General features: G+C 57.0%; 12 protein-coding genes. 4 read left to right on the top strand and 8 right to left on the bottom strand.

All coding sequences use genetic code 11. The features are described 5' to 3' along the window. Window positions 1-10: 10 nt before the first annotated feature. The 8 genes from ACOZ42_RS03125 to dacB form a co-directional block, all read right to left on the bottom strand. A complete protein-coding gene (locus tag ACOZ42_RS03125) occupies window positions 11-1234 on the bottom strand; it encodes an aromatic ring-hydroxylating oxygenase subunit alpha (RefSeq protein ID WP_003803678.1) in 1224 nt (407 codons plus the stop codon). Between the two features lie 464 nt (window positions 1235-1698). Continuing rightward, window positions 1699-2577, bottom strand: coding sequence for a LysR substrate-binding domain-containing protein (locus ACOZ42_RS03120; RefSeq protein WP_003803680.1), 879 nt, complete (start codon window positions 2575-2577; stop codon window positions 1699-1701). 159 nt (window positions 2578-2736) lie between these two features. Beyond that, window positions 2737-3126, bottom strand: coding sequence for a hypothetical protein (locus ACOZ42_RS03115; protein WP_003803681.1), 390 nt, complete (start codon window positions 3124-3126; stop codon window positions 2737-2739). Next, window positions 3123-3512: a phage holin family protein gene (locus ACOZ42_RS03110; protein ID WP_039943748.1), complete on the bottom strand. Its 390-nt coding sequence runs from the start codon at window positions 3510-3512 to the stop codon at window positions 3123-3125. The genes ACOZ42_RS03115 and ACOZ42_RS03110 overlap by 4 nt, the downstream gene beginning before the upstream one ends. Before the next feature lie 150 nt (window positions 3513-3662). Beyond that, window positions 3663-3980 carry a DUF883 family protein gene (locus tag ACOZ42_RS03105; RefSeq protein WP_003803683.1) on the bottom strand — a complete coding sequence of 106 codons (318 nt, stop codon included), beginning with the start codon at window positions 3978-3980 and terminating at the stop codon, window positions 3663-3665. 145 nt (window positions 3981-4125) lie between these two features. Beyond that, the gene (locus ACOZ42_RS03100) at window positions 4126-4842 is read right to left on the bottom strand and encodes a hypothetical protein (protein WP_003803684.1); all 717 of its coding nucleotides are present in this window, start codon (window positions 4840-4842) and stop codon (window positions 4126-4128) included. A gap of 102 nt (window positions 4843-4944) precedes the next feature. After that, on the bottom strand, window positions 4945-5595 hold the full coding sequence (gene upp, locus ACOZ42_RS03095) for a uracil phosphoribosyltransferase (protein ID WP_003803685.1): 651 nt from the start codon (window positions 5593-5595) through the stop codon (window positions 4945-4947). Window positions 5596-5665: 70 nt separating this feature from the next. Then, entirely contained in the window at window positions 5666-7114 is a 1449-nt protein-coding gene (gene dacB, locus ACOZ42_RS03090) for a D-alanyl-D-alanine carboxypeptidase/D-alanyl-D-alanine endopeptidase (protein WP_003803686.1), read from the bottom strand. Between the two features lie 158 nt (window positions 7115-7272). Here dacB and queA point away from each other — a divergent pair, with 158 nt between their 5' ends. The 4 genes from queA (at window position 7273) to secD (ending at window position 11836) form a co-directional block, all read left to right on the top strand. Next, complete coding sequence (queA, locus tag ACOZ42_RS03085; protein WP_003803687.1) at window positions 7273-8337, top strand: tRNA preQ1(34) S-adenosylmethionine ribosyltransferase-isomerase QueA; 1065 nt, start codon at window positions 7273-7275, stop codon at window positions 8335-8337. Beyond that, the gene (tgt, locus tag ACOZ42_RS03080) at window positions 8334-9470 is read left to right on the top strand and encodes a tRNA guanosine(34) transglycosylase Tgt (protein ID WP_003803688.1); all 1137 of its coding nucleotides are present in this window, start codon (window positions 8334-8336) and stop codon (window positions 9468-9470) included. Before queA ends, tgt begins: the two co-directional genes overlap by 4 nt. 89 nt (window positions 9471-9559) lie before the next feature. After that, window positions 9560-9904, top strand: a complete 345-nt coding sequence (gene yajC, locus ACOZ42_RS03075; protein ID WP_003803689.1) for a preprotein translocase subunit YajC — start codon at window positions 9560-9562, stop codon at window positions 9902-9904. A 60-nt stretch (window positions 9905-9964) separates the two neighbouring features. Further along, window positions 9965-11836 carry a protein translocase subunit SecD gene (gene secD, locus ACOZ42_RS03070; RefSeq protein WP_003803690.1) on the top strand — a complete coding sequence of 624 codons (1872 nt, stop codon included), beginning with the start codon at window positions 9965-9967 and terminating at the stop codon, window positions 11834-11836. Window positions 11837-11846 lie beyond the last annotated feature (10 nt).

Below are 11846 nucleotides of genomic sequence, written 5' to 3'. Positions count from 1 at the left end.
TCCTGCTCCCTTAGGCGATCGCTCTGATCGGCAACACCCGGCTTTGTTCGTCCGCACGACGCTCTTCGGCGCGGTACAGATCGATCAGCCAGTTCTGCAAACGCTTGATGACCAGCTCTTCGTTGGTCAAACGGCCACGGGACGCAAAGTTGGACTGCATGCCTTGATGCGAACGACGCCAGGCAAACAGATCCTCGATCATGACGGGGTACAGATCGTCGTGTTCCTGATCGAACTTCTCTTTGTGGTCCTCACGCTCCAGCGTGGCTTGCGGGTACATCCAGGACACACCATAGGTGGACTGCTGGGCACTTTTGGGCAACCACATGAAATACTTGACCTTGTCGGGCATGGCCACCAGCAACAGGTTGGGGGCCACCGTCACGTAGGAAAGCTGGGTACGTTCCTGGTCGGTCAAGCCATCCATGGGCGGCTGCAAAATGGAGCCGGTATGGGTGGGTGCAGCATCTCTATGTGTGGAGATGAGGTTGTAGGACACAATGCCATTGGGCACATCATTAAAGACAGCGGTTTCATCCACCCGGTCCGGATTGGTTTCATACATGCCTCCCCAGGACGAGGCGTGCAAAAAGCTGCAGTGATAGCACTCGTCATTGAAGATCTTCCAGTTCCAGTCGAAGCTCTCCATCTTCAAGGGTTCCGAGGACTTCAGTTCGGCCATGCGGTAGTTGGCCAACTGCTTGCCCAGATTACCCAGACGGGTATGCAAAGCGGGCGCGGTGGCGTCATAGTTGATGAAGATGAAGCCTTCCCAGACCTCGGTGCGGATCTTGGGCAGACAGACACTCTTGGGGTCGAAACTGGCGTCAGTATCCGTCAGGCCGGGAGCCGAAACCAGTTCACCTTCCATGTTGTACACCCAGGCATGCAGGGGGCAACTGATGCGACGTACATTCCCCGCCCCTTCCAGCAACAGCATATTGCGGTGGCGACAGACGTTGGACAGGACATTGATCCCGCCTTCACGCGTGCGAATGGCGAACAAGGCATCATTGCCTACATCAAAGGTGAAGAAGTCACCGGCATTGGGGATGTCGGTTGCACGGCCCACACAGAACCACTGCTTCTTCCACACAGCATTCAGTTCAAACTGAAAAAACGCTTCCGAGGTAAAACACTCGGGAGGCAAGGCAAAAACCTCGTCGGTTTCCTGCTGAAAATAGCTGCGGTCAAATTCTTCAATCGCAATCGGCGAGCGCACAGCATGATTCATCTCGATATCTCCTCTGGTTTGCATGAGCACCATGAATGGCTTTTATTTGGTCAGGCCCATGATGCGACAGGGAGTGGCGCTTGAAAATTGAGTAAATTTGACGGAACGATGAGTTTTTTTTGTTGTTGAAACGAAGGAAGGAGAAACGGAAGGCTGCAATCGTTGCGGATTGAGAACGACCAGTCCGGCCTCAACCCCGATTCAAGGTCTGCGGAACGGCCGCTGGCAAGTCCGCTCCATGCCTGAGGTGAGCAAAATAGCGCGCAATAAAGGGTTCACAAGCCCGATGCGTTGCAAGAACGGCCTCCCAAGCCTCAAGCATTACCTTAGAGACTAGGGACAAAGGGATAGTGGCAGTGGCAGTGGCAGTGGCAGTGGCAGTGGCAGTGGCAGTGGCAACCCCAGTAAAACTGAGAAAGTCCCATCACTGAACGCCAGCCGGGGAAACGCTCCGACCCTACCGCCTAGCGGATTGCAATGGACGCCACCCAATCCACAAACTCCTGCTCCTGCCGACTATGATTCGCCTCTTTGGGATAAGCCAGGAAATACGCGTATTCATCCAGACAAACATCGAACAGCTGAACCAGTTCCTTTTTCTCGATCAGTGGCTGCAACAGAGCCGGACAACCCAGCATCACCCCTTGACCGTTCAGAACCGCATTCAGGCGTACATTCGTGTCATCGATATGAAAGCTCTTTTTAGCCGTCAGTTCCTGACCAGCCGCCTTGCGTAACCACTGCTCCCAACAGAGTTGATTCTCTTCGTGAATCAGCACATGCTGGTTGAGATCTGCCGAAGACCTAATCTGGCCATGCGCCTGCAAATACGATGGCGCACACACGGGCGTCAAATTACCGGGGATGATGCGCAAAGTCTGTAAGTGCGGCCAGTCCCCCTGCTTGCCCCAGACAATCGCAAAATTGATGTTGTCTCTGAAGAAATCCGGCGCCTGCAAGCTATGCAGTAAATTAATTTCAATATCCGGGTGCTTCAACCAGAAGTCACACAGCTGCCTGGTAAACCACATGCTGGACACAAAGGGGCGCAAGGACAGATTGATGCGGCTTTTGCCGTGTGGCATACGCAATTCGCGCAAGGCCTGATTGATCTCGTAAAAAGGCCGCTGCAAACGATCAAACAGAAACTGCCCTTGATCCGTCAGCTCCAGGGAACGGTTTTTGCGCAAAAACAGTTTGCAGCCCAGATACTCCTCCAGCACTTTGATCTGATGGCTGACCGCTGAGGGGGAGACCAGCAAATCCTCGGCTGCCTTGGTAAAGTTCAGCCTTTGCGCCGATACCGTAAAAGTTCTTAACGCATTCAGTAATGGCACCTGCATGACGGGCGATGTCTCCTGGGGTGGGTCTAGTTCAATTGGAATTATTGATTATCGGGAGCATAAGCCCTGCTGCCCTCAAAAACCAGTCGGGCAGAATGCAAAGCCAGGATCAGACGCAAAAAAAACCGGCCGGAGCCGGTTTTTCAAAATACGCGCCACTTACTCGTCCACGCGGGGACTGCGTCGCACGGGAACCAGAACATTGCGGGCTTTTTCACGCGCTGATTTAGACGAGTCGTACAACTTCCACGCTCCCAGGGCCAGAGCGCCAATCCGCATCCAGCGCCCACCCAAACTGCTCAGCAATGCCGATGCACCGGAGAGCAAAAACGGATAACGACGCGACAAAGACAACGCATTACTAACCACGCCGCCCATGCTCAGACCAGAAGGTTTGACACTGTTCCACAAATTGCCAGGGCTTAAGTCCTGCCCCAGCGAATGGACCTGGGACGATAAAGTCTGGCGCTCCAGGGAGGCGCGCACTCGCAACAATTCAATACGCACAGCCCGCTCCTGGGCAGACATGCTCTCTTGTTTGATGCTCATTTACCGTCTCCTTCGGTATCCCGCAAGCGCTCAATAAATGCAACATCGCGACGCAACTCGGACAAAGTGGCCGAAAAAGGAATCGGACCGGAGGTCAAACGACGGCGTACCGCCATGAACAGACCCACTCCCAAACCCGCATACAGCACGACCAACACGCCCAGAGCCCAGTAGCGATATTCTGTCGGCCAGAAATACAAAGCCAGCAGCAAGCTGAACACCAGCACTGCCAGCGTTGAGAAGAGCAGCGCGCCGAACACCATGCTAAACAGCGTGATCAGGCTCGCCTTTTGCTGGCCAGCTTCCAGAGCGAACAGCTCCAATCGAGTACTGACGGCCCCTATCAAGGTAGAACCAAGCTGACTGATAGTTTGCCTTAGCGCCATGTTTTATTCCTGCTCTGCGACATCCTGCCATTGCACGCAATGTCAGGAGCCTGATTGCGAAGAGGCTGCCGATCCGAACCGGAAGGTTCGGATCGGCAGGGCTACTTTTTCTGCTGCTGAAACCAGTCAGCAGCGCAGAGCACAGACAGATTAACGACGGCTGATCAGCATGCCGAACATCAGGCCCACAATACCGGCCACGCCGATGGCTTGCCAGGGTTTGTCATGCACATAGTTATCGGTGGCCTTGGCCGCACGAACACTATGCTCAACCACCGCTTCCTGGGCATCATGCAGCGAATCGCGGGTCACACGCAATGAACGCAAAGCTCGCTCACGGAGCTCTCCAGCTTTATCGCCCGTCGCTTCGGCTGCTTCACGCATCAGTTGCTCAGCTTCATCCAAGCTCGCTTTCACTTCCTCGATGAATTTGTCTCCGCTGTTTTCCAGACTTTTCTTGGTAGCCATAAATAACTCCTTGCAGTTGAAAGGGACACGCGACAAATACGTATCGCCAAGTGAATGACGCCATCACAGCGCCGCACAAAATTCTTTAACCCGCTCTATTCAGGATAAAGATACTCCGTAAACCTGCAACGGACGCGTCGCAAGCTTACTTCAAGTGGGTCACGTCTACCGTAGACGGTACACCATTCTGAATGCTTTCCTGCTTCATCACCATTTGCACTTCCGGGCAGTACCAATCGGTAACCTGAGAATTAATACCCGGAATAGGCAGGCTGATGCCGCTGAAACTGGCTTGGGTAGGCTCGATCTCTCGCTGGTAGCGAATCGGCCAGCATTCGTAATTGCCCAAGGCCGTCTGCACCGTCTGCTGGGCGCCCACCGTTTTGGCACCAGTATGGACACGCAGCACATTGGACTGGGCTCGTTTGTCCAGATTGATCTGGAAATCCTGGCGGGGGAAGGTCTGGCCTTCCTGCAAGCCGCCGTGCTCGTAGGAAAACAGCCCCAGCAAACGCAAGTCAAATGAACCGTGGACCGCTTCCAAGCCACCTCGGCCATCGTCACGCTGAAAGCGGGTACGACCATCACGCACTGTCATGACATAGTCAATATTGGGCTTGCTGGCCGGTAAGCCAGCCAGGGCCACACTAGCCTTGCCCTGTACGCGCGCCTGACACTGGTCGCCCCCCTGCTTTTTCACGTCGGAAAAAGCAAGGTCTGCGCCCATGGCCAGAAAACCCGAACCCGTCAATTGAACCTGGCCGCCATCACGCATGAAAGGGACGTCGCACAGACCGGCCTGAGCCGAACCCAGGCCCGATATCACCAACAGCGGAGCAGCCATCCAAGCTTTCAGTTTCATGCACATCCTGAATTCAGTGAAACGTAGGTTTGACTCTTTATTATGCCTATCCCCTCTAGGGGACGAGCAAGGGATTGTAAAAAAGCGCGACAAGTTCCCGGCCTACACCTCGCCGTCCTGCACTTTTTGACGGGTACCGAAAATACGGTCCCCCGCATCCCCCAGGCCCGGCACAATATAACCATGCTCGTCCAGGTGCTTGTCAATGGACGCGGTATAGATATGTACGTCAGGATGGTGTTTTTCAAGAGTGGCAATGCCTTCAGGCGCTGCCACCAGCACCAGGGCGCGAATGTTCTTGCAGCCTGCTTTCTTCAGCAGATCGATGGTGGCAACCATGGAACCTCCGGTTGCCAGCATGGGGTCGATAATCAGGGCCAGGCGCTGATCCAGCTCCCCGACCAGACGTTCCAGATAGGCCTGGGCCTCCAGGGTCTCTTCATTTCGGGCGATGCCGATCACGCTGACCTTGGCACCCGGAATCAGGTTCAACACCCCGTCCAGCATGCCAATACCGGCACGCAAGATGGGAACCACCGTCACTTTCTTGCCTGCCAGCTTTTCCACTTCCACATCCCCACACCAGCCTTCAATCGTGGTGGGCTCCAGGGGCAAATCCTTACAAGCCTCGTAGGTCAGCAAGGAGGCGATTTCCTGGGACATTTCGCGGAAATTTTTCGTGCTCAGATCTGCCTTGCGCATCAGGCCCAGTTTATGGCGGATCAAAGGGTGACGTATTTCGTGTATGGGCATGATTGCTTCATCAAATTAGGAACAAACTACAAACAGGGCCGCTGCACCGCAGCCCACACTATCGTGATCATTAACGCACTGCCAACCACTTCACCACTGCGTCAAAAAAGGGCCGGGCAGAGGCAGAACGTTCGTCATTGACCATCATGACAACAATATACCGCTTTCCGCTCGCTCCCAGCACGTAACCGGCCAGCGCACGGCTGTCGCGCAAGGTGCCTGTTTTCAGGTGGGCGCGCCCCTGCACCTCGTCGTCCCGCAAGCGTGAACGTACCGTGCCATCCACACCGGAGATGGCGAAAGAGGAAATATATTCAGGCATCCAGTTCGAGCGCCAGGCAACTTTCAACATATCAGCCATGCCGCCGGCGGTCACCCGTCCGTTGCGCGACAGGCCCGAGCCATTGTCCACAACCCAGCCGCTGGTGTTGACGCCCTGGCGTCCCAATATGTTCATGACTGCCCGCTCGCCGCTGGCCACGGTGGCCCCGGGCCCGCTCATCTCCGCGCCCACGGTCAGCAAGATGGTGCGGGCCATCACATTATTGCTTTGCTTGTTCACCAGACGGATCAGGTCAGACAGGGACTGCGAATCATGCCAGGTAATGGCCTGGGCACGACCCGGCACCCGGCCAGGCTTGATATCACGCGCCAGGGTGCCGCCCAGATCGCGCCACAGACTGCGAAACAGTTTGTCGAAAAACTCAGTTTGAGAGTGCACCAGACGATACACGCTGAATTCGCCACAAGAGGCGGCCGCCTTACCGCTGACGCGTACCACCATGCCCCCAGCTTCGGGTTGAATCTGGGTGCCGATCACCGGTGAGCCCGGGCACGTTGCGGTCGACCACTCCACTTCACCCTGCACGCGCACACCCGGCAGCGGCGGATCAATAATCGCCACCCATTTGCGCGCCTGCGCATCAGGTTGAAATACCAGCCGAGAGGCTCCCAGCCCGACCATCATGGCATCCGGGCTGGCGTTATAGGGTCGATCACCCGCGTTATCAAAATCCCCCGGATTGATCGTCACATTGCCAAAAATGGAACGATCCACAATCACTTCGGTCAGATTCTTCACCCCACGCAAACGGAGTTCACGCAACATGTCCCATAACTGCGGCACGGTCAGAAACGGATCGCCTCCCGCCTTGATATACAAGGGTCCTTTCAAGGTGCCCTGCTCATCAACCTGCAGGCCGTCCTGGGCCATCAGGGTGGTGCGCCAGGTATATTCCGGCCCCAAGGCGGACAAGCCAGCCCAGGTGCTGACCAGCTTCATGACCGAAGCGGGGTTGCGGGGCTCCTGGGGATTGACGCCAATCAGACGCGGGCCATCTGCCTCGTCCACCACAATCGACAAAGACGATTGGGGAAGGCGGCTGGCACTCCAGACCGACGCCAACTCGGGAGGTAGGGCCTGGGCCAGAGCCAGTGAGGCGCCTTGCACCATCAGCAAGGCTACCAGAGCCATATGCTTGCAACGACTCAAAACAGGCTTTGTCTTCAAAACACCCATGCCCTCGTCTCCAACAGATCAATTCAGGAAAAACCCAAGCATACCGAAAGAAAAACACTGCGGATATGGCCGATTCAGCAATCTGACGGCAAAGCGTTAAAATAGTCGGTTACCCCATCAGGCCCGACCTTGCAGTCCGTGGCCCTTTACGACAAACCATGAGCATCGATCCCTCTTTAACCATCGCCCAGTTCGACTACGAGCTCCCCCCCGAGCTGATCGCTCAAAGCCCTCCGGCCCAGCGCCAAGGCAGCCGTCTGCTGCATCTGGACGGGGCCGGCCAATTGCATGACCGCCAGTTCACCGACCTGCCTGGCCTGCTGCGCAAAGGCGATCTGCTGGTCTTTAATGACACGCGAGTCATCAAGGCGCGCCTGCATGGTCAGAAAAGCAGCGGCGGCAAAGTCGAAGTGCTGATCGAGCGCGTGACCGGCCCTGACACCGCCCTGGCGCATATCCGCGCCAGCAAGTCGCCCAAGCCAGGCACCTTGCTAGAACTGGCCGATGGCAAGGTGCTGGCCGACTGCACAGGCCGCGAGGATGCCCTGTTTGCCCTGCGCTTTCATGAACCCGTGCTGGACATGCTGGAGCAGTACGGGGCCACGCCCCTGCCCCCCTACATCACCCATGCGGCCGATGAGCAGGACGAATCACGCTATCAGACCGTTTATGCCCGACACCCCGGTGCCGTGGCCGCTCCTACGGCAGGCCTGCACTTTACCGACGACATGCTGGCCACCTTGCGTGCGCAAGGCGTGGACCAGGCCTTTGTCACCTTGCATGTAGGGGCCGGCACCTTCCAGCCGGTGCGTGTCGACAATATCAGCGAACACGTCATGCACGCCGAGCGCTACCACGTACCCGCCGCCACCCTGGCCAAGATTGAGGCAACCCGGGCTGCGGGTGGCCGCATCATCGCCGTGGGCACCACCAGCGTGCGCTCACTGGAATCGGCCGCCAGCAAAGAGCCCGGCATGAACCAGCGCTGCGCCGATGGCAGTATTGAAGGCGATACACGCCTGTTCATCACTCCCGGCTTCCAATATCAATGGGTTGATGCACTGATCACCAATTTTCATTTGCCCCAGTCCACCTTGCTGATGCTGGTGTCAGCCCTGGCGGGGATCGAACCCATACAACGTGCCTACCAGCACGCCGTCCAATCCCGGTATCGCTTTTTCAGTTATGGCGATGCTATGTTCATTGAGCCCCCTACCCCATGAGTGGACTGAAGTTTGACCTTTTAAGCACCGACGGCGCCGCTCGCCGTGGCCAGATCACCCTGAACCACGGTGTGGTGCAAACCCCCATTTTCATGCCGGTAGGCACTTATGGCAGCGTCAAGGCCATGATGCCGCACGAATTAAAGGACATCGGCTCCCAGATCATCTTGGGCAATACCTTTCATTTGTGGTTGCGTCCCGGTACGGAAGTGATGGACAAATACAAGGGCCTGCATAACTTCATGCAGTGGGACAAGCCCATCCTGACCGACTCGGGCGGTTTTCAGGTATTCAGTCTGAAAGGCATGCGCAAAATTACCGAGGAAGGGGTGAAATTTGCCTCCCCCATCACCGGCGAACGCCTTTTTTTAACGCCTGAAGTGTCCATGCAGATCCAGTATTCCTTGAACTCCGACATTTCCATGGTGTTTGACGAATGCACGCCCTATCTGATTGACGATCGCCCGGCCACTCACACCGAGGCGGCCAAATCCATGCGTATGTCCCTGCGCTGGGCCCGTCGCTCACGCGAGGAATTCAAGCGTCTGAGCAATCCCAATGCCTTATTTGGGATTGTGCAGGGCGGCATGTATGAAGACCTGCGCGACGAATCACTGGCGGGCCTGACGGAAATCGGCTTTGAGGGCTACGCCATTGGTGGTCTGTCGGTCGGCGAACCCAAAGAAGACATGATGCGCATTCTGGCGCACACCACCCCCAAACTGCCCGCCCATGCGCCGCGCTATCTGATGGGTGTGGGCACGCCTGAGGATCTGGTCGAAGGCGTCAGCCAGGGCGTGGACATGTTCGACTGCGTGATGCCTACCCGCAATGCGCGCAATGGCTGGCTGTTCACGCGTTACGGCGATATCAAGATCCGCAACGCCCGCTATCGGGACGATACCCGCCCGCTGGACCCCAGTTGCAGCTGCCATACCTGCCAGCATTTTTCGCGTGGCTACCTGCATCACCTGCAGCGTTCCAATGAGATTACCGGCTCACGCTTGAATACCTTGCACAACCTGCATTTCTATTTGCAGATCATGCAAGAGATGCGCGATGCCATCGAGCAAAAGCGTTTTGCAGCCTGGCGGGAGCAATTTCACCAGGACCGGGCACGCGGCATCGAATAACAGGCTGTTTGTGATCCGGCAATAAAGTGCCGCTACAATACACCGTTAGTTTTTGACAACCCACACAAAAAAATCCTCAGGAGCCCCACATGTCCGCTGTTGACATTCTGACTCTCATCCCCGCCCAGGCAGCTGCCGGCGGCGAAAACGCCCTGATGGGCATGCTGCCCATCATCTTGATGTTTGTTGTGCTGTACTTCCTGATGATTCGTCCTCAGATGAAACGCCAGAAAGAGCACCGCAACCTGGTGTCCAACCTGGCCAAAGGCGACGAAGTCATCACCTCCGGCGGTCTGCTGGGCAAAGTCAGCAAAGTTCACGACAACTACCTGACCGTTGAAGTGGCCAACCTGACCGACAAACCCGTCGAAGTTCTGGTCCAACGCGTGGCCGTTACGACTGTTCTGCCCAAAGGCACCATCAAGTCGCTGTAATGCCTCCGACCCCGGACCTCGGTCCGGGGTTGCCATTTCTGCACCCGTCGTAGATATCCCATGAATCGTTATCCCCTCTGGAAATATGCCATCGTATTGGTCGCGCTGGCGATCGGCCTGATCTATACCTTGCCCAATCTGTTTGGTGAGTCTCCTGCTGTGCAGGTTTCCAGCGCCAAATCCACGGTCCGGCTTGAAACCAGCCTGATCACGCATGTTGAAGCGCTGCTCAAGCAGAACAATATCCCTACGACGGGCTCGTATTTTGAACAGAACGGACCCAGCGCCACAGCGCGTTTCCGTTTTGCGTCTACTGACGTCCAGCTCAAGGCCAAGGACCTGATCGAGCGCGAGCTGAACAAGGACTCTGCCGCGTCTGCTCCCGACTACACCGTCGCCCTGAACCTGGTGTCTGCCTCGCCCGCCTGGCTGACCGCGCTGGGCGCGCACCCCATGCATCTGGGGCTGGACCTGCGTGGCGGCGTACACTTTCTGCTGCAGGTCGATATGCAAGGTGCCCTGACAGCCCGCTACGACTCCATGGTCGCGGACGCCCGCAGTGTGCTGCGTGAAGCCAAGGTACCGGTTGGCACTATTGAGCGTGAAGGCCAGTCCCTGCGCCTGAGCTTTGCTTCGGCTGACGAACGCGACCGCGCCCAGTCTGAGCTTCGTCGTGCCATCCCCGACCTGGCCTTTACCCCTGCGGGCGACAGCGGGCTGACGGCGCGGCTGACCGAGACCGCCACCATTCAAGTCCAGACAAACGCGCTCACACAAAACATCACCACCTTGCACAACCGGATCAACGAGCTGGGCGTGGCTGAACCAGTTATCCAGCAACAAGGTTCCGACCGCATCGTCGTCCAGTTGCCCGGCGTGCAGGATGTGGCCAAGGCCAAGGAAATCCTGGGCCGTACTGCCACGCTGGAATTGCGCATGGTGGAAGACTCCCCCGCTGCCGTCGCTGCCTTGAACTCGGGCACCGTGCCTTTTGGGCTGGAGCGTTATACCGAGCGCGGTGGCGCCCCCTTGCTGCTGCGTCGCCAGGTAATCCTGACAGGCGAAAACCTGCAGGATGCCCAGCCCGGCCGCGACTCGCAGACCCAACAGCCCACTGTCAACCTGACGCTGGACAACAAGGGTTCACGGATCTTTCGCGATATTACCCGCAACAACATCAACAAACGCATGGCCATTGTGCTGTTTGAGAATGGCGTGGGTGAAGTGGTCACTGCCCCGGTTATCCGCAGCGAAATCCCCAACGGTCAGGTTCAGATCAGCGGCAGCATGAATGCCCAGGAAGCCGCTGACATTTCCCTGCTGCTGCGTGCCGGTTCACTGGCCGCGCCCATGAGCATCATCGAAGAGCGCACCATTGGCCCCAGCCTGGGTGCCGACAATATTCGCCAGGGCTTTAACGCCACGCTGTACGGCTTTATTGCGATTGCCATCTTCATCATGCTGTATTACCACCTGATCGGCCTGTTCTCGACCATTGGCCTGACCTTCAACGTGCTCTTGCTGCTGGCCGTGCTGTCCATGCTGCAGGCGACCCTGACCTTGCCGGGTATTGCCGCCATTGCCTTGACGCTGGGCATGGCCATTGACGCCAACGTCCTGATCAACGAGCGTATCCGCGAAGAACTGCGCAATGGTGCTTCCCCGCAACAGGCCATTCACCTGGGTTTTGATCGTGCCTGGGCCACGATCTTCGACTCCAACCTGACCAGCCTGATTGTGGGTGTCGCTTTGCTGGCCTTCGGTTCCGGCCCCATCCGCGGTTTTGCGGTTGTACACGTGATCGGTATTCTGACCTCCATGTTCTCTTCGGTGGTTGGGGTTCGTGCCCTGGTCAATCTCTGGTATGGCAACCGTCGTCGCCTGCAAGGGATTTCGATCGGCCAGGTCTGGAAGCCACAGGACAAGAAGTAAAGCGCCAGGG

It is taken from the genome of Alcaligenes sp. HNGD-HTN06 (genome assembly GCF_049932565.1).
Taxonomy (GTDB): Bacteria; Pseudomonadota; Gammaproteobacteria; order Burkholderiales; family Burkholderiaceae_B; genus Alcaligenes; species Alcaligenes ammonioxydans.
The sequence above is the reverse complement of the archived record's forward strand: the minus strand, read 5'-3'. Positions and strand labels throughout refer to the sequence as shown.

What these genes read in the sequence shown, in the direction of transcription:
- ACOZ42_RS03125 (WP_003803678.1), bottom strand. Translation starts at nt 1,234, where the DNA reads ATGAATCATGCTGTGCGCTCGCCGATTGCGATTGAAGAATTTGACCGC.
- ACOZ42_RS03120 (WP_003803680.1), bottom strand. Translation starts at nt 2,577, where the DNA reads ATGCAGGTGCCATTACTGAATGCGTTAAGAACTTTTACGGTATCGGCG.
- ACOZ42_RS03115 (WP_003803681.1), bottom strand. Translation starts at nt 3,126, where the DNA reads ATGAGCATCAAACAAGAGAGCATGTCTGCCCAGGAGCGGGCTGTGCGT.
- ACOZ42_RS03110 (WP_039943748.1), bottom strand. Translation starts at nt 3,512, where the DNA reads ATGGCGCTAAGGCAAACTATCAGTCAGCTTGGTTCTACCTTGATAGGG.
- ACOZ42_RS03105 (WP_003803683.1), bottom strand. Translation starts at nt 3,980, where the DNA reads ATGGCTACCAAGAAAAGTCTGGAAAACAGCGGAGACAAATTCATCGAG.
- ACOZ42_RS03100 (WP_003803684.1), bottom strand. Translation starts at nt 4,842, where the DNA reads ATGAAACTGAAAGCTTGGATGGCTGCTCCGCTGTTGGTGATATCGGGC.
- upp (WP_003803685.1), bottom strand. Translation starts at nt 5,595, where the DNA reads ATGCCCATACACGAAATACGTCACCCTTTGATCCGCCATAAACTGGGC.
- dacB (WP_003803686.1), bottom strand. Translation starts at nt 7,114, where the DNA reads ATGGGTGTTTTGAAGACAAAGCCTGTTTTGAGTCGTTGCAAGCATATG.
- queA (WP_003803687.1), top strand. Translation starts at nt 7,273, where the DNA reads ATGAGCATCGATCCCTCTTTAACCATCGCCCAGTTCGACTACGAGCTC.
- tgt (WP_003803688.1), top strand. Translation starts at nt 8,334, where the DNA reads ATGAGTGGACTGAAGTTTGACCTTTTAAGCACCGACGGCGCCGCTCGC.
- yajC (WP_003803689.1), top strand. Translation starts at nt 9,560, where the DNA reads ATGTCCGCTGTTGACATTCTGACTCTCATCCCCGCCCAGGCAGCTGCC.
- secD (WP_003803690.1), top strand. Translation starts at nt 9,965, where the DNA reads ATGAATCGTTATCCCCTCTGGAAATATGCCATCGTATTGGTCGCGCTG.